We start from the raw sequence: 18,931 nt of genomic DNA on the forward strand, positions 1-18,931 counted from the left end.
CCTAGGAGCAAGCCATGGCCACCACTGCCGAACCCGCCGCGCAGGTCAGCGAGAGCGCCTTCCGCGAGGACGTGCGCGCCTTCATCCAGAGCAATTTTCCGCCCGAGCTGAAAGGCACATCCAACGCGCTCGCCAGCGTCGAAAGCGGCGCGGGCGAAAGCGAGCCGCAGCGCCAATGGCGCGAGGCGATGGGATCGCGCGGATGGGGCACGCCGACATGGCCCGCCGAATATGGCGGCGGCGGCTTGTCCCGGCGCGAGGCGGCGATCCTGCAGGAGGAGCTTGCCAAGGCGGGTGCCTATAACCCGATACAGGGCATGGGCGTGATGATGTTCGGCCCCACCCTGCTGGAATACGGCAGCGAAGCGCAGAAGAAGGAACACATCCCCCCGATCTGCCGGGGCGAGATCCGCTGGTGTCAGGGCTATTCCGAACCCAATGCCGGGTCGGACCTTGCCAATCTGCAGACCAGCGCGGTGGACAAGGGCGACCATTACCTCGTCAACGGGCAGAAGACATGGACCAGCGGCGGGCAATGGGCGGACAAGTGCTTTTGCCTCGTCCGCACCGACCGGGCGGACAAGCATAAGGGCATCTCCTTCCTGCTGATCGACATGGACGCGCCCGGCGTCGAAGTGCGCCCGATCCGCATGATCAGCGGGATGAGCCCCTTCTGCGAAACCTTCTTCACCGATGTGAAGGTGCCCAAGGCAAATCTGGTCGGCGAGGAAGGGCAGGGCTGGACCATCGGCAAGCGCCTTTTGCAGCATGAACGCACCAATTTGTCCGGCGGCAATGCGATGGGCAGGCTGGGCGGCCCGACCTTGGGCGAGCTGGCGAAGATGTACCGCGAGACGGACGAGCACGGACAGCTGGCCGACAGGGTGCTGCGCGACCGCATCGCCGATTTCGAGATCCGCTGGGCCGCCTTCCTGCTGACCGCGCGCAAGGCGGCGGAGGAATCGAAGGCGCAGGGCGGGGTCAGCGAAATCAGCTCGGTGCTGAAGAAGGCGGGCACCAAGCTGGGGCAGGAACGCGCTGAGCTGAGCATCGAGATCATGGGCCTGCAGGGGCTGGGCTGGGAAGGCGAGGGCTTTACCGCTGCCGAGCTTGCGGGGGTTCGCACATGGCTCTTCGGCAAGGCGACCACGATCTATGGCGGATCGACCGAGACCCAGAACAATATCATCGCCAAGCGCGTGCTGGGCATGCTGGACCATCAGTAAGGGAATTTGACGATGGCGGTTCTGAACGACGAACAGGCGATGCTGCGCGACATGGCGCGCGAATGGGCGGCGAACGAGAGCCCGTTCACGGCATGGCGCGCGCTGCGGGATGCGGAAACCGGCGCAGGTTTCGACGCCGATGCGTGGCAGGCGATGTCCGGCATGGGCTGGGCGGGCATCATGGTGCCCGAAGAGCACGGCGGGTCCGACTTCGGCTGGATGTCGGCGGGCCTTGTGGTCGAGGAACTGGGCAAGGTGCTGGCGGCCAGCCCGATCATCGGCGTCACCATCGCCGCCTGGGCAATCGCGCAGGGTGATAGCGATGAAGCGAAGGCGCGCCATCTGCCCGCGCTGGCAAGCGGCGAGACCATCGCCGCGCTGGCGGTGGACGAGGGGCCGCGCCATGCGCCGGGGAAGATCGGCGCCAAGGTCGAAAATGGCAAACTGACCGGCAGCAAGGGCTTCGTCGCCGATGCGGCGGAAGCGGGCATCTTCATCGTCGCGGCGACGGACGGGCTATGGCTGGTGGAGAAGGGCGAGGGAGTCTCGGTAGCGGGGCGCGTGCTGGCCGACCGGCGCAGCCACGGCGAGGTGGTGTTCGACGCCGCGCCCGCCACGCGGCTGGGCGATGCGGCGATGGCGGAGCAGATGCTCGACCGCGCGCGGATCCTGACCGCGTGCGAGATGCTGGGCATGGCGCAGCATCTGTTCGACACCACGCTCGACTATCTGAAGCAGCGGGTGCAGTTCAACCAGGTGCTGGCGACGTTCCAGGCGCTGCAGCACCGCATGGCCGATTTGTTCGCCGAAATCGCATCGATGCGCGCCGCGGTAGAAGGCGGGCTGGAAGCATTGGACAGCAGGCGGAGGGTACCGCAAGCGGCCTGCATCGCCAAGGCGCGCGCCAACGACGTGCTTAACCTGATGAGCCGCGAGGCGATCCAGCTGCATGGCGGGATCGGCATGACCGACGAATATCCGGTGGGCGATTACCTGAAACGCGCCCGCGTGCTGGAAAACCGCTGGGGCAGCAGCGCGTTCCTGCGCGACCGCTTCGCGGGGCTGGCGGGTTACTGACGGCTTGGAACCGGCACACGAGGCACAGGATCCGGTCGCGGCGAACACGCGCTTTGTCGAGGAGAACCTGAAGCGCAACTATATCGCTAATTTCATCCATGGCGTGCTGGGGCTGACCGGCTTTCGCCTGATCTATGCGCCGACGATCATTCCCGCCTATCTGCAGATGCTGACGGGCAGCGCCGCCGCGGTGGGGCTGGGCAGCGCGCTGCTGCAACTGGGGGCGACGATCTCTCCCATCGCGGCGGGCACGCGGATCGAGCATCGCAGCCATATCCTGCCCTATGCGATCCGCATCGGCACGTTGATGCGCATCCAGATACTGGGGCTGGCGCTGACGGGCTGGCTGCTGACGGGGGTCTGGGAAGCCGCGCTGGTGTTCGGTTTCCTGTTCGTGCTGGGCTTCTTCAACGGAGCGCAGCGGGTCGCCTTCCAGATGCTGATGGCCAAGCTGATCCCGATCCGCAAGCGCGGGAGGCTGCAGGGCTATCGCAACCTTGCGGGCGGCACCATCGCGGCGGTGCTGGCATGGGTCGCGGGAACGGTCTTCATCGAGGGCGACGTGCTTGGCAATGGCTATGCCACCACCTTCCTGACCGCCTTCGTCCTGACCTCGATGGGGCTGGTCGTGCTCAAGACCATGATCCGCGAGCCTGCGCTGGTCTTTCCCCGCCCGCAGCGCCCGTTTCGCGAAAGGCTGCGCGAATTCCCGCAGCTGATGGAGGACCGCGATTTCCGTTTCTACCTGATCGCGCACAGCCTTGGCACTGCGGCGCGGGTCGGGGCGCCGTTCTGGACGATCTATGCAGGCACCCGCCTGGGGCTGAACGGCGCGCTGATCGGCAGTCTCAGCCTGCTTTACCTCGGTGCCGACACGGTATCGAACGTGGTCTGGGGCAATGCGGGCGACCGCTGGGGCTTTCGCGGGGTCTATGCCGCTTCGCTAGCCTGTTCGCTGGCGGGGGTGGTCCTGCTGATACTGGGGGGACCCGGCGACGGGGCCGCCGCGATCTATGCCGCCTTCGTGCTGCTGGGTGCGGGCGGTTCGGGATGGATGCTGGCGGCCAGCACGATGGTGCTGGAATTCGGCGAGGAAAAGGACACGCCCATGCGCCTCGCCTTCGTCACCACGGTGGAGGGCGCGATTGCCGCCATCGGCCCGGTGCTGGCGGGCGTGACCGTGGCGCTGGCCGGGTTCGTGCCGCTGTTCGCCGCGATCATCGTCGCATTACTGGCTGCGCTGGTCGTGCTGCTGGCGCGTGTGCGCGAACCGCGGCATCTGCAGACCGCGGCGGCGCAGGGGATCAATCCGGCGGATCCGTGAACAGCCCGGCGGTGAACACCCAGCCGTAATAGCGTACCGCCTCGGCCGGATCCTCGAACCGCTCGGCCCAGTGGCGCGCTTCATAGGCGGAGTTCAATGTCGACATGATCACCTGGCTGGCGATCAGCGGGTCGATCGGCCGGATCGAACCATCGGCGATCCCGTCGATCAGCATGCCCGCGAAGCGCCGCGCCAGCCGGTTCGACCGCGTCACCACATCCTCGCGATCCTCGCTGGGAATGGCGTGCAGCGCGGTGGTGCGCAGCAGCGGCATGCCGTCGAAGAACTGCAGGTCGATCAGCTCGGCCAGCGTGCTCGACAGACGGGTCCAGTAGTCGGCCTCCAGCGCCTGTCCGGCCAGCTGCACCGCCGCCAGCCGGTCATAGCTGCGCTCGAAACAGCTGAGCACCAGGTCGTCCTTGGCGCTGTGATGGTGGTAAAAGCTGCCTTTCGTGACATTCAGCTCCTTGGCGATGCGGTTGACCGACGCACCGCGATAGCCGCGCTGGTTGATCATCGCCGTCGCCGACCGCAGGAAATTGTCGAGCGTGTTCGCCTCGCCGTCATCCCGCGTGCGCCAGTTGCTGCCCAATGCCTGTGGTTGCCATTCGCCGGGGCGGGCGGCCACGCCGTTCTCAAGGATGTCGAACCAGCGCTCCTCGATCCGGTCGAAATCATGGGTGGAATAGCGCAGCGACCAGATCGGCCACCAGAATACCGATTCCAGCAGGGCGTGCGCGCGCGCGGTGTTCAGCGCCTTGCCCATCGGATCCTTCGCGGGGCCGAAGAAATCGCGCAGGCTGTGCGAGATGCGGCGGAAGTGACCCAGCAGCGGTTTTTGCGCATCCTCGTCCAGCGTGCGCATTTCGGCCAGCACGGTGATCAGGCCGCGCTCGCCGCGGCGGATGCGTTTGCGCAGTTCGATATTGGCATGCAGGAAATGGCGCACGCGCGAGCGCGGATCGGGCTGTGCGCCGGCCTCCGCCGCCATCGCCTCCAGCCGGTCGAGCGTCGCCTCGTAGACCGCGACGACCAGCTTTTCCTTGCGCCCGAAATAATAGGTGATGCTGGTCGCGTTGAGGCCCACCTCGGCAGCGACATCGGCGAAGGTCATGCCCTTCACGCCCTGCTCGTTGATCAGCACCGATGCCGCGTCGATGACGTCCTGCCGCTTTTTCTCGAACCGTTCGGTTTCGGCGCTCGCCTTCACTGATGTGTCTTTCCCTGTCCGCGCGCCCCAAGATACGGTTTTTTCAGCCGCTCGACGGCGGTCGGACCTCGCCTGCCGTCCCCTTTTCCGTAGCGCCGTCAAGCAGATGTTGCAATTCGCCCTTCAGGATCTTGCCATTGGCATTGCGCGGCAGGGTCTCCGGCGAAAAGGCGATGCGCACCGGAACCTTGAAGCGCGCCAGATGCTCGCCGACCCACGCCTGCAGCTCCGCCTCGGTCGCCGACTTGCCGGGGGCTAGATAGACGACGGCGGCGGGTTCCTCGCCCAGGGTGGGGTGGGGCAGACCGATCAGCGCGGCATCGGATACGGCGGGATGGTCGTAGAGAACGTTCTCGACCTCGCACGAATAGATGTTCTCGCCGCCGCGAATGATCATGTCCTTGGCGCGGTCGACGATGAACAGAAAGCCTTCCTCGTCCACGCGGCCAAGGTCGCCGGTGCGGACCCAGCCGTCGATGAAGCATTCGGCGGTGGCTTCGGGCTTGTTCCAGTATCCCTTCACCACCTGCGGGCCGCGCACCCAGATCTCGCCCACTTCGCCGGGCGGCAATTCGGTCTCGCCGTCCTCGCCGGTGATCTTCAGGTCGACGACGGCGACGGGGTGCCCGCAGCTGTCGGGGCGGTTGAGATAATCCTCGCTCGAATGGCTGGTGACGGTCGCCATCGTCTCGGTCATGCCATAGCCGTTGCTGGGCAGCGCGCCGAATTCGGCATGGATGCGGCGGACCAGATCGGGCGCGGCGGGCGCGCCGCCATAGGCGATGGATTCGATCGAGGAGAGGTCGAAATTGTCCCGCGCCGGATGATCCAGCAATTGCCACGCGATGGTCGGCACGCCGCCGGTGGCATTGACCTTCTCGCGCTCGATGATGGCAAAGGCCTTTTCCGGGTCCCAGCGGTACATATAGACCGCGCGATTGCCCGCGACGATGGTGCCCATCAGGCTGGCCGAACAGGCGGTGACGTGGAACAGCGGGATGACCACCAGCCCGGTCTTTTTCACCGGCTCGGGCGGAGCCTCGCCCCGGCGCAGCGCGGCGCAGGCCACGGCATAGGCGCCCGACAGCACATTGGTGGTGATGTTGCGATGCGTGCCCAGCGCGCCCTTGGGCATGCCGGTGGTTCCGCTTGTGTAGAAGATGGTCGCATCGTCGTCGGGCTCGATCGCGACATCGGGCAATTCTCGCGAGGGCAGGGCGGCGTAATCGGGCGGCTTGCCGATCAGATCCTCCAGCGCCGAGGCCGGGGAGGCGAGCGGCCCGGCCGCGCGCGAGACGAGCGCATGTTTCAGATCGGGCAATTCGCCTGCATGCGGCGCGATGCGCTCCCAGCGCTCCTCGTCGCAGATCAGCAGTTTCGCGCCGGAATCCGACAGGCCATAGCTGAGTTCCGCACTGGTCCACCATGCGTTGAGCGGCACGATGATCGCACCGATCGAGGTGGCGGCGAAGAAAGCGACCGGCCATTCGGGCAGGTTGCGCATCGCCAGCGCGACCCGGTCGCCCTTGGCCACTCCCAGTTCCTGCAGATGATGGGCCAAAGTGGCGACGGCGCGGAACCAGCCGTCGAAGGTAATGCGCTCGTCCTCGTACACAACGAATTCGCTGTCGCCATGTGCGCGGCCCGCCAGTGCGATGGCGCGCAGGCTGGGCGGGGCGTTCTTCCAGGTTCGCAGGCGAACGCCGCGGATCTCGACCTCTTCCATCTCGAAGCGCTGGCCGGGCGCGGTCAGCATCTCGCGGCATTGCTGGCGGCTCATCGCCGGCCATCCGGCGGGCGGCGTCCAGCGGCCCTTGTCGAGTGCGGTCGTCTCCATAATCAGAGAACCTCGAACAGCCCTGCCGCGCCCATGCCGCCGCCCACGCACATGGTCACGACGACATAGCGGGCGCCGCGGCGCTTCCCCTCGATCAAGGCGTGGCCGGTGCAGCGCGCGCCGGTCATGCCGAACGGATGGCCGATGGAGATCGAGCCGCCGTTGACGTTGAGCCTGTCGTCCGGAATGCCAAGCTTGTCGCGGCAATAGAGCACCTGCACCGCGAACGCCTCGTTCAGCTCCCACAGGCCGATATCGTCCATCGAAAGGCCGAAGCGGTCGAGCAGCTTGGGGATCGCATAGACGGGGCCGATGCCCATCTCGTCGGGCTTCGTCCCCGCGACCGCCATGCCGACATAGCGGCCCAGCGGGGTCAGCCCGCGTTCCTTTGCCACCGATGCCTCCATCAGCACCGCGGCGGAGGATCCGTCGGACAGCTGGCTGGCATTGCCCGCGGTGACCGTGTGCCCTTCGCCCATCACCGGCTGCAGCGAGGCGAGTCCCTCCAGCGTGGTATCGGGGCGGTTGCAATCGTCCATGTCGATCGTAACCTCGCGTTGCGAAACCTCGCCGGTGGCCTTGTCGGTGACGTTCATGGTGGCGGTGACGGGCACGATCTCGTCATCGAAGCGCCCGGCCTTTTGCGCGGCGGCGGTGCGCTGCTGCGATTGCAGCGAATATTCGTCCTGCGCCTGACGGCTGATGCCATAGCGCTTCGCGACGACCTCTGCCGTGCCGATCATCGGCATATAGGTGGCGGGATGCATCGCGATCAGCCCCTCGTCGGGCACGATATTGCTCTTCCCCGACCGCAGCGCCGAGATCGATTCGACCCCGCCCGCGATGCAGATGTCCATGCGGTCGACGATGATCTGCTTGGCGGCGGTGGCGATGGTCATCAGCCCCGACGAGCATTGCCGGTCGATGGTCATGCCCGCGACCGTCACCGGCAATCCGGCACGCAGCGCGACCAGCCGGCCCATGTTGGGTGCCTGTTGCCCCTGCTGCATCGCCGCGCCGATCAGCACGTCGTCCACTTCCTCGCCGGAGAGATTGGCGCGCTTCGCCGCCTCTGCCACGGACCATGCGCCCAGCTGGACGGCGTGGGTGGCGTTGAACGCCCCGCGCACCGCCTTGGCCAGCGGTGTTCGCGCGGTCGATACGATCACGGCTTCGCGCATCGTGAACCTCTCCTTGGATCTTGTGTTGTTGACCGCATCTTGATCGGAGAGTTCGCCGAGCGCAAGCCCGGAATCCATAAAAATGAAGAATGGGTATGTTTTTTCGGCTTGGAGCGATTAAAGTCAGGCCCGCAGAACGTCGCTTTTGCGTCCGTTAGGGGCGGATCGGGCGTTCGGAATTAATGAAACAAGGGTATGTAGAGGGAGAGATTGCATGTTCGACATCACCGACCCGGCGCAGCTGGGCATGGACGGCGGCCGCCTGAAGCGAATCGATGGCTATCTGAAGGAGCATTATCTGGACAGCGGACGGCTGCCGATGACGCAGCTGCTGGTCGCGCGGGAAGGCAAGCCCGTGCATTACGGCATGCAGGGCCGGATGCGCGAGGACGGCACCGCGATGCGCGACGACGCGATCTTCCGCCTTGCCTCGATGACCAAGGCGGTCACCTGCACCGCCTTCATGCAACTGGTCGAGAAATGCGCGGTCGCGCTGGAGGATCCGGTGGCGCGCGTCATCCCCGAATTCGCGAAGCTCGGCGTCTATGCAGGCGGGGGCGGGGCGGTGCCCTTTGCGCCGTCTCAGCCCGCGCGGCCGATGCGTTTCGTCGATCTGATGACGCATATGTCGGGGCTGACCTATGGCTTCCAGAACCGCACCAATGTCGATGCCGCCTATCGCCAGCACAATCTTGACCTTGCGCGCGGGGAAATGGATGGGGACGAATATATCGCAAAGCTCGCCGCCATTCCGCTGGATTTTCAGCCGGGCGAGCGCTGGAACTACTCGGTATCGCACGACGTGCTGGGCGTCGCGATCGAGCGGCTGTCGGGCATGAAACTCGGCGAGTATTTCGAAAAGCACATCTTCGCTCCGCTGGGCATGACCGACACGGCGTTCCATGTGCCAGAGGGGAAGCTGGACCGGCTGGTCGATGCCTGGGCCTATCAGCCGGGCGGTGCGCCGAAGATGATCGATCCGGGTGCAAGCAGCCGTTTCGCAAGCCCCGCGAAATTCCAGGGCGGCGGCGGCGGGCTGGCGGGGACGATGGCCGATTACCAGCGCTTCGTGACGATGCTGGCCAATCGCGGATCGCTGGACGGTGCGCGGATCGTCGCGCCCAAGACGCTGGCGCTGATGACCGCCAACCATCTGCCGGGCGGCAAGGATCTGTCGCAAATGTCGGAAAGCCTGTTTTCCGAGGCGAGCAATGCCGGCACCGGTTTCGGCCTGGGCTTTGCCACGGTGATCGATCCGGCCCGCACGCTGATGCCCGCCAGCATGGGCGAATTCTATTGGGGCGGGGCCTATTCGACCGCCTTCTTCGTCGATCCGGTCGAGGCGATCACCATGGTGTTCATGACGCAGCTCTATCCGTCGAACATCTATCCGCTGCGCCGCCAGCTAAAGACGCTGATCTATGCGGCGCTGAACGAAAGCCGCGCCTGATCCATAAAAAAAGGGGCCGGGAGCGTAATGCCCCGGCCCCATGAAGGATCCCGTCCGGAGTGGAGTCAGAACGAGATCCGGGCAGCCAGCCGGTAGGTCCGGCCAAGAGCGGTGCCGATGAACGGATCATAGCTGTATTCGAGGCGCGCCAGCGGCGGATCTTCGTCGAAGATGTTCTCGACTGCGGCGCTGAGGCGCAATTCCCCGCCCGAGATGTCGAATGTGTAGGCACCCAGCAGATCGTTCTTGAAGAAGGACCCGACCTCGCCCGCGAACGGATCGTCGGGCGAACGATTGTCGGTGACCCCGTCGATATAGAGCGCGTTCCACGTCAGCGATGCATTGCCGAACGACGCCGAGAGATAGCCATTGGCCCTCCACGGCGACACCGTGCCGGGCGCGCGGTTGTAGTTCGCGAACCCCTTGGCGTCATAGCCTTGCGAGAAGGTCAGCCCTTCATAGACGAAGTCGCTGAATTCATATTCGAGGATATAGGTCGCGTTCGCCCCTGCCGAGAGGCCGAAGCTGCCCATGTCCCGCGAATAATTGACCGACAGGTCGAGGCCACGCGTCGTCACCTCAGGCCCGTTCACGGTCAGCGTGCGGATGCGCGAGATGTCGTTGCCGATGGTCGTGCCCTGGTTGCAGACACCGCCCGCAAAGGTGACGAACTGGCTGAACGGGCTGGAACAATCGGCCAGCTGGTTGCCGTCCGTACCCCCCGGCGCGACCGCGGCGGCGATCGCCTGAACCGGCAGGTCGGTGAAGCGCCCCTCGAATTCATAATTCCAGAAATCGACGCTGGCGCTGAAGCCGCCGAATTCGACCACCGCACCGATATTATAGGTCAGCGCGGTTTCGGGATCGAGGTCCGGATTGCCGGTGTTGTCGGTCGCCTTGTAGTTGTTGCCAAGGACGTCGATGCCCGCCACGCCGCTTGGGCCGCCCTCGGTCAGGTTGATGGGCAGCGGGCCGCGGAACGTGTCGCCCACCGAACCGCGCAGCGTCAGCCAGTCGGTCGCTTCCCAGCGGGCCGACAGCTTGGGGTTGAGGGTCGATCCGACCGGGTTGCCGTAATCCTCATAGCGCAGCGCGCCGATCAGCTCGAGGCCGCTAAACGGTTCGATCCGCGCCTCCGCAAAGACGGCCCAGACGCTCTGGTTCAGGCTGTCGGCGGGATACTGGCCCAGGAAGGTGAACGGGCCGGTCGGGAAACTATTGTCGTCCGGACTGTCGAGGCACGAGAAATCGTCCTCGTTCACGCAGGGGAAGCGCGCGGGGTCGCTGAACTTGTTGATCGGCTTGTTGCGATAATCGGTGTGCCGGTACTGACCGCCGAACGCATAGTCGAAATCCATGCCGAACAGGTTAGAATAGCCGTTGAACACAAGATCGGCGATCAACTGTTCCTCGACACCCGTCGTGCCGCTGGGCTGACGGATCCAGTCGAGCAGGTCGGGATCGTTCTCGTTCCCCGGCACATAGGCCGGATTGTCGAGGCCGAGCGCCGGATTGCCGGGCGCGGCATTGATGAACGGGTTGAAGAACTGGCAGCCGTTCGCGCCGGGCTGGGCGCCGCTGCAATCCTCGCCGCCAAAGCCGAACAGGGCCGACTGCAGACGCTGGCTGATGAAGTCGAGCGAATAGGCCGTGCGCGTGCTGCGCAGGAACGTGCCGTAGAACTGCCCGGAAAAACTGTCCGAGAAATCATGCTCGAGCCCGCCGACCACGCGCCAGCCGTCGTTCTCCGCGCCGCCAAGGCCCGCACCGCGCGGGTCGGTCGGATTGCCGCCCAGCGCGAAGGGCCGGAACAGGTAGATCAGCGCGGCATTGGGCGCCACCGGCAGGCTGCCGGGGGCAAAGCTCTGATCGACGAAATCGCCGAAATAGGGGTTGTAGGCAGGGACCACGAACTGGCCAAGGCTGCCCGGCCCGTTGGGGCCCGAAGTGATGGGATAGCTGGGCGAATAGCCGAGCGAGCTCGATTCGGTGTGCGCATAGATCGCCTCGGAATGGAACCGCGTGCTGTCGCTCAGATCGACGTCCAGCTGGCCATAGATCTGATAGCGTTCCTGATCCTCCACCAGATTGACGAAGGGGATATAAGAATAGCGGCAGACCGCGCCTTCATCGATGCCGCCAAGGTTCTCGCAGGCGTCGAGCTGGTTGCCGTCCTGCGCAGGCCCGGCGATCGGCGTGCCATTGAACAGCGGGATATAGATGCCCGGATTGCTGACCGGCGAGTAGCCCGAGGGATTCTCGCTGAAAGGCTGCTGGGTAAAGCTGCGCTCGGTCGTTGGCAGTTCGGACCGGCGCTGATAGCCCGCGCCGACCATGATGTTCGCATCGCCGAGGTTCTTGCCGAACAGCACCGAACCCTGCCAGTCGCCGTCGGACCCGTCGATGAAGGTGTAGTTGCCGTCCACCACCAGCCCGTCGAACCCGCGCCGCGTGACGAAGTTGGCGACGCCCGCGATCGCGTCCGAGCCATAGGTCGAGGCCGCGCCGTCCTTCAGCACCTCGATCCGGTCGAGCGCGAACATGGGGATCAGATTGGTGTCGACCGCGCCGTCGCCCGGTTCGGGCATGTAACGGCGGCCGTTGAACAGGACGAGCGTGCGTTCGCGGCCAAGGTTGCGCAAGTTCAGCGAACCGACGCCTTGGCTGTTGCCCGCGCCATACTGGTTGGAATCGCCCAGCGAGGTACCGACCGAGGGCAGGTTCTTGATGAACTCAAGCGGGCTGTCGATGCCGCGCGTCTCAAGCTCCTCGGTCCCGAACACGTCGACCGGCAGCGCGCCGTCCTCCGGCTCGCCCACGCGCAGGTAGGAGCCGGTGACCACGATTTCGCGCGGTGCCGGTTCGGTCCCCAGCGGCTGCTGATCGGCCGTGATGTCCGTGTCGGCGTCCTGCGCCATGGCGGGTGCTGCCAGTCCGATGGACGCGACCGCGCCCAATGCCGAACCGAGCAGGTAATATGACTTCACCTTCATCTGTCCTCCTCCCACTTCCCTGTCATTGACCGGTCTGTGCCGGTTCAGTTGTTTCAATTTGCGGTGTCTGCCTCTGGCCCGTCTGGCAGGCCGGCGGCGGGGGCCATGTCGGGGCCGCCCGTGTCGAAAATCGCGGCCTGCTGGTCCTGGCCGTAAGGCTGCCAGACGAAACCGTCGGCGCAGCGGATCTCGCGGCTGTCTGCAGGCATCTTGTAAAAGGCGGTCCAGCACGACTGCATCTTGTCGGCCAGCGCGCGGTCCGCCGCATCGGCGTTCGGCCCGCCCCAGCTGGATGTGTCGATCGAATCGAATGTGAACATCAGCTCGGCCGAATGGATCGGGCCGCTCTTCCATTCCGCCTGCCGGAAAGTCGGCACGTGATCGAAGCGATAGAGGAAGGCGGGCGCGCCGCTGTCGCCCGCTTCGCCGGCCAGAATGCGCGCATTGTCGAACCCGCCTTCGCCGGCGTTGGAGCCGACCATCACCGGCACGTCCTGCTCGGTCCCGGCCTTCAGCGCGTCGCCGGTCGAATTCGGGTTCCAGGCATTCTTGGTAAGGTAAAAGCCGTACATCAGCGAGCGCGTCGCCACCAATGTCTGGGCCGAAATGCTGCGCAGGTCATCGGCAGTGGCATCGGCGCCAAGACCGATGTCGCCGAGCGCCTTAATCACCGCTTCGGTCGCCTCGCCCTCGTCACGGTCGGGGCGCAGCAGCGATCCGGACTGGATCACCGCCTTGTGGTAAAGTCCCTTGGCCGCGGGCAGCGACAGCAGGCCGGTGACCAGCCCGCCGCCCGCCGACTGACCTGCGACGGTGACGTTGGACGGATCGCCGCCGAATGCCGCGATATTGTCGCGCACCCATTCCAGCGCGGCGACCGTATCCATCAGCGCGTAATTGCCGGTGCCTTCCTCGTCCCCTTCCGCGACCAGCGCGGGGTGGGTGAAACTGGCCATCGAGCCGAGGCGGTAGTTGACGTCGACGGTAATAACCCCGTCGCGCGCATTGGCGCTGCCGTCATAGGAGCCGAGGCTGCCCGCGCCGAGGAAATAGGCGCCGCCGTGGAGCCACACCACCACTGGTGCGCCCTTGGCATTCGCGGGTGCGAAAAGCGTGAGATAGAGGCAATCCTCGGACTGCGCGCCCTGCACGCCGCCAAAGTTCGGAACCGACGGATCGGGATCGACGGGCTGCGCGCAGGCAGGCTCGTTCGCGGTTGCGGTACGGATTCCGCGCCAGGCGGGAACGGGCTGCGGCGGTTTCCAGCGCAGCGGTCCGACCGGCGGTGCTGCATAGGGTATGCCGCGGAAGATATTCACGCCGCTGGAGGAGTCGCCCGACAGCGAGCCTTGCTCCACATCCACGACGACAGGCGTGGGCGCGGGCGGCATCTGCGCGTGAACCGCCGAGATACCGACGATCGCGCAACCAGTTGCAGCAGCCGTGAGCAGCCTGCCAATCATATCTTCTCCCATTCTTATCGGGAGTATGCATAGCACAAAGATTCGCGCTGCCAACCCAAAAATAGAATATAGGGTATGGCAATTTGAATGAGGGGCGCTAGGCAGGGCGATTAAGGATGCGCGAAGGTCCGAATACAGGGTTTCGTACCGAGGAAAGGAAGCGGCGGGGGGATGCGGGCAAGTGGTCGATCAGGTCGGCGGTATGCCGGGGCGCGAACGATCCGCCATGCAAAGGGGCGCGCCGCCTGCCGCGACGCGCCCCTGATTTTCAGGCAAAAGCGATTCGCCCCGCTGCTGCGCCTATTCGGCGGCGACGGCCACGGCCTGGTCCTCGCGGAACAGCATGTGGTCATAGTTGGAGCGATAGAACATGTCCTTCACATCCTCGTCGAACCCTTCGAGCGAGGCTTCAAACTTGCCGAACGGATCGCGCGTCCCTTCGGGATGCGGATAGTCGCTGGAGAACATGTAGAGCTCGGGCACGCTGTCCTTGATCATGCGGCCCACGTCCTCGTTCGGGAACGGGGTGAAGCGGACGGCACGCTTGATGTAGTCCGACGGCTTCATGTCCATCGACTGCAGATAGGGATCGGATTTCGAGAACGACAGATAGCCGTGATCCAGCATGCGCAGGAATTCGGGCACCCAGCCCGCGCCGCATTCGATCACCCCGCCGCGCAGGTCGGGGAAGCGCTGGAACACGCCATCATAGACAAGCGCGGTCAGGAATTCCTGCGGCGCGTACCACAGGCACATGAAATCGGGGAAACGCAGGTTCTCGCCTCCGCCGTGCAGGTCGGGCGAACGCTCGCGCCCGTTGTTCATGTATCCTTCGGGCTGGCGCTTGGTGCCCGGCCCAATATGCAGCTGGAACGGGATCTGGTTGTCCTGCAGATATTGCCAGAACGGGTCGAGGTCGGGATGGCCCGGCGAACGCCCGCCTGCCGCCTCGGCCGAGAACATCACTGCGCCCGCGCCCTTGCCGACCGCGAATTTCGCTTCTTCCAGTGCGCGCTCCGGATCGTCGAGCGGGCAGAAGGCCACCGCGACCAGCCGCTCGTCCGCGTTGCAGAAATCGATCTGCGCCAGGTTCAGCGCACGCGCGGCGGCATAGGCCTGGTCCTCGGATTTCGCGCGGGTGATCGCGGCGAGGCCGAAGGTCGGGAACACCAGCTGGCTGTTGAAGCCCAGCCAGTCGAGCGCCTCGACGCGTTCCTCCTTGTCGAAGCCGCCATAGCCGAGCCAGCCCTTGGGCCCCTCGATCGGATTGGCGGCGACCTTGGCGCGTTCCTCGGGGTTGCTCTTCCGCGCCTTGGCGGCGTCGATCATCTTGACGATGCGCTCGCCGCCTTCGCCCCTGGAATAAACCTGCGAGTATTTTTCCTTGTACTCGCCCTCGAGATAGGGGGCCAGCCAGTCCTGCGTTTCCATGGTGTGGGCATCCGCGTCATTCACGATGCGCCCGCCGACATAGGTCATAAATCTCTCCTGTGCGTGCTTGCTGTGATTTTCCAAGCATCGGCTAAAGTGGAGCGAGAGTCAAAAGATTTTCTGGCGGGGTTCTGGATGGCGGTTATGGGGCGGAGCTTTATCGGAAAACAGGCTTTATATCAGTTGATTAGGCTGTCTTTGGCCGATACCTTCCGCATGACGCGCCAAAGGGCTTGCCGGTCCAACGGCGCGAATCACCTTTGACAGCAACGGCGATTTAAGACAGCCAGACAATCAAATAGGGTCAGTGTCAAAACACGCGAAAGGGAGAACGAATGCTGGATCTGAGCGGGCTGCTGGTGCCGGAGAAAACCGGCGAGGGCCTCTATCGCGGGCCGACGGGACCAAGCTTCGGCAGCCGTCTGTTCGGCGGGCAGGCCTTCGCGCAGGCGCTGATGGCAGGCTCTCTGGCCGAGAGGGACGGGCGGCTGGCCCATTCGGCGCATGCCTATTTCCTGAAGGCCGGGGCCGCCGCCGATCCGATGGACCTGGCAGTGACGCCGCTGACCGAGGGGCGCAGCTTTGCCACCCGCCGGATCGAGGGGTCGCAGGGAAATGGCGTAATCTTCACCATGGTCGCCTCGTTCCACCAGGCGGAGGAGGGGTGGCGCCATGCCGCCGACATAAGCCCGCCGATCGGCCCGGAAGAAGCGCAGCAGCGTTTCGACGAATGGGCCGAGGCCAATCGCCACGGTCCGCTCGCCCGCATGATCGACCGGTTCGGGGAGCGCCCTGTCGACGTCATCCCCTTCGACCCCGCCACGCTATACGGCAGCGCGCAGGCGCAGCCCGCGTCGGGATGGTGGATGCGCCTGCGCCGCCCGGTAGAAGACGATCCGGTATTGCAGCGCGCGGTGCTGGCCTATGCGTCCGACATGATGTTCCTGCGCACCGCGCTGCTGCCGCACGGGGTCAGGCCGGGATCCCCCGATGTGCAATCGGCCAGCCTGGACCACACGATCTGGTTCCACGAAACGCCGCGGGTAAACGACTGGCTGGCCTTCGTCACCGACAGCCCCTGGGCCGCCCATGCCCGAGGGCTGAGCCGCGGGCACGTGGTCGACCGCGATGGCACGCTGATCGCGACGGTGATGCAGGAAAGCCTGATGCGCCCGCGCGAACGGGCCTGATGCGCTAGCGCGAACGGGAGGGCTGATCGCCGCCGTCAGTCGAAGGTGATGACGGACCTGGCGATGGCCCCGCTCTCCATCTCGGCGAAAGCCTCGTTGACCTGGTCCAGCCTGATCCGGCGCGAGATCATCTCGTCCAGCTTCAGCCGCCCGCTCATGTAGAAATCGACGATGCGCGGAATGTCGATGGGGAACTGGTTCGATCCCATGAACGACCCGCGGATCTGCTTTTCCTTAAGGAATTCATAGCCGTTGAGCGACAGCTTCTGCCCCACCGGGATCATGCCGATGATGGTCGCGATCCCGCGCCGCCGCAGCATGCGGAACGCGTCCTCCGCCGTGGCGGTCAGGCCGATCGCCTCGAACGCATGGTCGACGCCGCCGGCTGTCATGGACAGCACCTTCTTCCAGACGTCGCCGTCCGAGGCATCGACGAAATCGGTCGCGCCGAATTCGCGGGCAAGCTGTTCTTTGGACGCGACCCGGTCGATGGCGATGATCCGCCCCGCGCCCGCAATGGCGGCGGCATTGATGGTGGCAAGCCCGATCCCGCCGCAGCCCAGCACCGCGACGCTCTGGCCGGGACGCACCTCGGCGGTGCGGATGACCGAACCGTATGCCGTCGTCACCGCGCATCCGATCAGCGCCGCGCGGTCGAGCGGCATGTCGGGCCGGATCTTCACGCAGGCATGTTCGTGGATCAGCAATTGCTCGGCAAAGGCGGAGAGGTTGAGGAACTGCGTCATCGGCTTCTCGCCCGTGCCGATGCGCGGCGGCTCGTCCTTGGCGCGCTGCAGTTCAGGCTCCTCGCACAGCGAGAGATGGCCCGAGACGCAGAACTCGCAGTGCCCGCAAAAGGCGGAGAGGCAGGTGACGACATGGTCGCCCGGCTTCACCGTGCGCACTTCGGAGCCGATCTGCTCCACGACCCCGGCACATTCGTGGCCCAGCACGGTCGGAAGCGCGGCGGGATAGTGCCCTTTCTGGAAATGCAGGTCGGAATGGCACACGCCGGTGGCGACGGCGCGGATCAGCACCTCGTGCGGGCCGGGCTTGGAAATGGCGACGTCCTCGATCTCGAGCGGGGCGCCCACGGCGCGCAACACGGCTGCTTTCATGATCTCTCTCCCAAAGGTTGATTCGCAAAATAATAAATCGGGCACGCTTGCCAAGCACGTTTTTCCGTGGAATTTTGAATTTATCGAAAATAGCGTATGTAAATCGCGATACAACGGGCGACTCGCTGCAAGGGTGCGCTACGCCATAGGGAAGAGGGTATAATGGATTTCGAGCTGAGCGACCGGCAACGCGCATTCCGCGACCGGGTACGGGATTTCATCGAGAGCGAGATCCGCCCCCGCACCGACGAATACCGCGCACAGCACCATGAGGGCGACCCGTGGAAAGTCATCCCAGTGGTCGAGGAGCTCAAGCCAAAGGCGCGCGAGGCAGGGCTGTGGAACCTGTTCATGCCGCCGCGCGCGGGCCGCGCCCATGTCGACGACAGCTTCGAATTCCAGGGCGAGCAGCTCACCAACCTCGAATATGCGCTCTGCGCCGAGGAGATGGGGCGGCTGCCGTGGTCGAGCGAGGTGTTCAATTGCTCGGCCCCCGACACCGGCAACATGGAAGTGCTGCACCGCTATGGCACGCGCGAGCAGAAAGACCGCTGGCTGACCCCTCTGATGGAGGGCAAGATCCGTTCCGCCTTCCTGATGACCGAGCCTGCGGTGGCGTCGTCGGATGCGACCAATATCGAATGCTCGATCATTCGCGACGGCGACGATTACGTGATCAACGGGCGCAAATGGTGGTCCTCGGGCGTGGGCGATCCGCGCTGCGAGCTGGCCATCGTGATGGGCAAGTCCGATCCCGACGGGTCGCGCCATGGCAGCCAGTCAATGATCCTGATGCCGATGGATGCGCCGGGCGTCACCGTCGAACGCATGCTGTCGGTCTTCGGCTATGACCACGCCCCGCACGGCCACGGCGAGGTGGTGCTGAAGGACGTCCGCGTGCCCGCGACCAACATGCTGCTGGGCGAGGGGCGCGGGTTCGAGATCGCGCAGGGCCGCCTGGGGCCGGGGCGCATCCATCACTGCATGCGCACCATCGGCGCGGCGGAAGTCGCGCTGGAAATGATGTGCCGCCGCCTGACCGGCCGGGTCGCTTTCGGCAAGCGCATTTCCGACCATTCGGTCTGGGAACAGCGCGTGGCGCGCGCGCGCATCGATATCGAGATGAGCCGCCTCCTCTGCCTGAAGGCCGCCGACATGATGGACCGCGCGGGCAACAAGGCGGCGAAGAGCGAGATTGCGATGATCAAAGTGCAGGCGCCCAGCATGGCGCTGCAGATCATCGACGACGCGATCCAGGCCTATGGCGGCGCGGGCGTGTCGCAGGATACGGTGCTCGCGCATATGTGGGCCAGCATCCGCACCTTGCGCTTCGCCGACGGCCCGGACGAGGTGCATAGCCGCGCCATCGCGCGCGAGGAATTCGGCAAATACGCCGACCTTAAACAGAAACTGCCGGGGATGCGCTGATGC

The 18,931-nt window shown here is 65.2% G+C and carries 13 protein-coding genes; 6 read left to right on the forward strand and 7 right to left on the reverse strand.

Going from position 1 to position 18,931, the window contains the following annotated elements; genetic code table 11:
* Nucleotides 1-14 precede the first annotated feature (14 nt).
* The 3 genes from AC4FIJ_RS11575 to AC4FIJ_RS11585 are packed head-to-tail and all read left to right on the forward strand — an operon-like array spanning nucleotide 15 to nucleotide 3,627.
* Nucleotides 15-1,226: an acyl-CoA dehydrogenase family protein gene (locus tag AC4FIJ_RS11575; RefSeq protein WP_490336884.1), complete on the forward strand. Its 1,212-nt coding sequence runs from the start codon at nucleotides 15-17 to the stop codon at nucleotides 1,224-1,226.
* A 12-nt stretch (nucleotides 1,227-1,238) separates the two neighbouring features.
* Complete coding sequence (locus tag AC4FIJ_RS11580; RefSeq protein ID WP_490336885.1) at nucleotides 1,239-2,303, forward strand: acyl-CoA dehydrogenase family protein; 1,065 nt, start codon at nucleotides 1,239-1,241, stop codon at nucleotides 2,301-2,303.
* A 4-nt stretch (nucleotides 2,304-2,307) separates the two neighbouring features.
* Nucleotides 2,308-3,627: an MFS transporter gene (locus tag AC4FIJ_RS11585; protein ID WP_490336886.1), complete on the forward strand. Its 1,320-nt coding sequence runs from the start codon at nucleotides 2,308-2,310 to the stop codon at nucleotides 3,625-3,627.
* On the opposite strand, the gene AC4FIJ_RS11590 is transcribed toward AC4FIJ_RS11585, so the two are convergent.
* The 3 genes from AC4FIJ_RS11590 to AC4FIJ_RS11600 are packed head-to-tail and all read right to left on the reverse strand — an operon-like array spanning nucleotide 3,608 to nucleotide 7,855.
* Nucleotides 3,608-4,837 carry a TetR/AcrR family transcriptional regulator gene (locus AC4FIJ_RS11590; RefSeq protein WP_490336887.1) on the reverse strand — a complete coding sequence of 410 codons (1,230 nt, stop codon included), beginning with the start codon at nucleotides 4,835-4,837 and terminating at the stop codon, nucleotides 3,608-3,610. The two genes, AC4FIJ_RS11585 and AC4FIJ_RS11590, sit on opposite strands and share 20 nt — an antisense overlap.
* Nucleotides 4,838-4,880: 43 nt before the next feature.
* A complete protein-coding gene (locus AC4FIJ_RS11595; RefSeq protein WP_490336888.1) occupies nucleotides 4,881-6,674 on the reverse strand; it encodes a class I adenylate-forming enzyme family protein in 1,794 nt (597 codons plus the stop codon).
* 2 nt (nucleotides 6,675-6,676) lie between these two features.
* Nucleotides 6,677-7,855, reverse strand: coding sequence for an acetyl-CoA C-acyltransferase (locus AC4FIJ_RS11600; protein ID WP_490336889.1), 1,179 nt, complete (start codon nucleotides 7,853-7,855; stop codon nucleotides 6,677-6,679).
* Nucleotides 7,856-8,069: 214 nt separating this feature from the next.
* Between AC4FIJ_RS11600 and AC4FIJ_RS11605 the strand changes: the two genes are divergently transcribed.
* Nucleotides 8,070-9,305, forward strand: coding sequence for a serine hydrolase domain-containing protein (locus AC4FIJ_RS11605; RefSeq protein ID WP_490336890.1), 1,236 nt, complete (start codon nucleotides 8,070-8,072; stop codon nucleotides 9,303-9,305).
* Nucleotides 9,306-9,370: 65 nt separating this feature from the next.
* Here AC4FIJ_RS11605 and AC4FIJ_RS11610 read toward each other — a convergent pair whose 3' ends face one another.
* The 3 genes from AC4FIJ_RS11610 to AC4FIJ_RS11620 form a co-directional block, all read right to left on the reverse strand.
* Nucleotides 9,371-12,298: a TonB-dependent receptor domain-containing protein gene (locus AC4FIJ_RS11610; protein ID WP_490336891.1), complete on the reverse strand. Its 2,928-nt coding sequence runs from the start codon at nucleotides 12,296-12,298 to the stop codon at nucleotides 9,371-9,373.
* A gap of 53 nt (nucleotides 12,299-12,351) precedes the next feature.
* A complete protein-coding gene (locus AC4FIJ_RS11615) occupies nucleotides 12,352-13,761 on the reverse strand; it encodes a carboxylesterase family protein (RefSeq protein WP_490336892.1) in 1,410 nt (469 codons plus the stop codon).
* 300 nt (nucleotides 13,762-14,061) lie between these two features.
* Complete coding sequence (locus AC4FIJ_RS11620; protein ID WP_490336893.1) at nucleotides 14,062-15,240, reverse strand: amidohydrolase family protein; 1,179 nt, start codon at nucleotides 15,238-15,240, stop codon at nucleotides 14,062-14,064.
* A gap of 287 nt (nucleotides 15,241-15,527) precedes the next feature.
* Between AC4FIJ_RS11620 and AC4FIJ_RS11625 the strand changes: the two genes are divergently transcribed.
* Entirely contained in the window at nucleotides 15,528-16,382 is an 855-nt protein-coding gene (locus AC4FIJ_RS11625) for an acyl-CoA thioesterase (protein WP_490336894.1), read from the forward strand.
* Between the two features lie 35 nt (nucleotides 16,383-16,417).
* Here AC4FIJ_RS11625 and AC4FIJ_RS11630 read toward each other — a convergent pair whose 3' ends face one another.
* Entirely contained in the window at nucleotides 16,418-17,500 is a 1,083-nt protein-coding gene (locus tag AC4FIJ_RS11630) for a Zn-dependent alcohol dehydrogenase (RefSeq protein WP_185886045.1), read from the reverse strand.
* Between the two features lie 162 nt (nucleotides 17,501-17,662).
* Here AC4FIJ_RS11630 and AC4FIJ_RS11635 point away from each other — a divergent pair, with 162 nt between their 5' ends.
* Complete coding sequence (locus AC4FIJ_RS11635; RefSeq protein ID WP_490336895.1) at nucleotides 17,663-18,928, forward strand: acyl-CoA dehydrogenase family protein; 1,266 nt, start codon at nucleotides 17,663-17,665, stop codon at nucleotides 18,926-18,928.
* Nucleotides 18,929-18,931: the final 3 nt, after the last annotated feature.

The organism is Croceicoccus sp., assembly GCF_983967925.1.

Excerpts from the sequence above, each read along its gene's own strand:
- AC4FIJ_RS11625 (WP_490336894.1), top strand. The coding sequence starts at position 15,528 with ATGCTGGATCTGAGCGGGCTGCTGGTGCCGGAGAAAACCGGCGAGGGC.
- AC4FIJ_RS11575 (WP_490336884.1), top strand. The coding sequence starts at position 15 with ATGGCCACCACTGCCGAACCCGCCGCGCAGGTCAGCGAGAGCGCCTTC.
- AC4FIJ_RS11610 (WP_490336891.1), bottom strand. The coding sequence starts at position 12,298 with ATGAAGGTGAAGTCATATTACCTGCTCGGTTCGGCATTGGGCGCGGTC.
- AC4FIJ_RS11580 (WP_490336885.1), top strand. The coding sequence starts at position 1,239 with ATGGCGGTTCTGAACGACGAACAGGCGATGCTGCGCGACATGGCGCGC.
- AC4FIJ_RS11605 (WP_490336890.1), top strand. The coding sequence starts at position 8,070 with ATGTTCGACATCACCGACCCGGCGCAGCTGGGCATGGACGGCGGCCGC.
- AC4FIJ_RS11620 (WP_490336893.1), bottom strand. The coding sequence starts at position 15,240 with ATGACCTATGTCGGCGGGCGCATCGTGAATGACGCGGATGCCCACACC.
- AC4FIJ_RS11600 (WP_490336889.1), bottom strand. The coding sequence starts at position 7,855 with ATGCGCGAAGCCGTGATCGTATCGACCGCGCGAACACCGCTGGCCAAG.
- AC4FIJ_RS11595 (WP_490336888.1), bottom strand. The coding sequence starts at position 6,674 with ATGGAGACGACCGCACTCGACAAGGGCCGCTGGACGCCGCCCGCCGGA.
- AC4FIJ_RS11635 (WP_490336895.1), top strand. The coding sequence starts at position 17,663 with ATGGATTTCGAGCTGAGCGACCGGCAACGCGCATTCCGCGACCGGGTA.
- AC4FIJ_RS11630 (WP_185886045.1), bottom strand. The coding sequence starts at position 17,500 with ATGAAAGCAGCCGTGTTGCGCGCCGTGGGCGCCCCGCTCGAGATCGAG.
- AC4FIJ_RS11615 (WP_490336892.1), bottom strand. The coding sequence starts at position 13,761 with ATGATTGGCAGGCTGCTCACGGCTGCTGCAACTGGTTGCGCGATCGTC.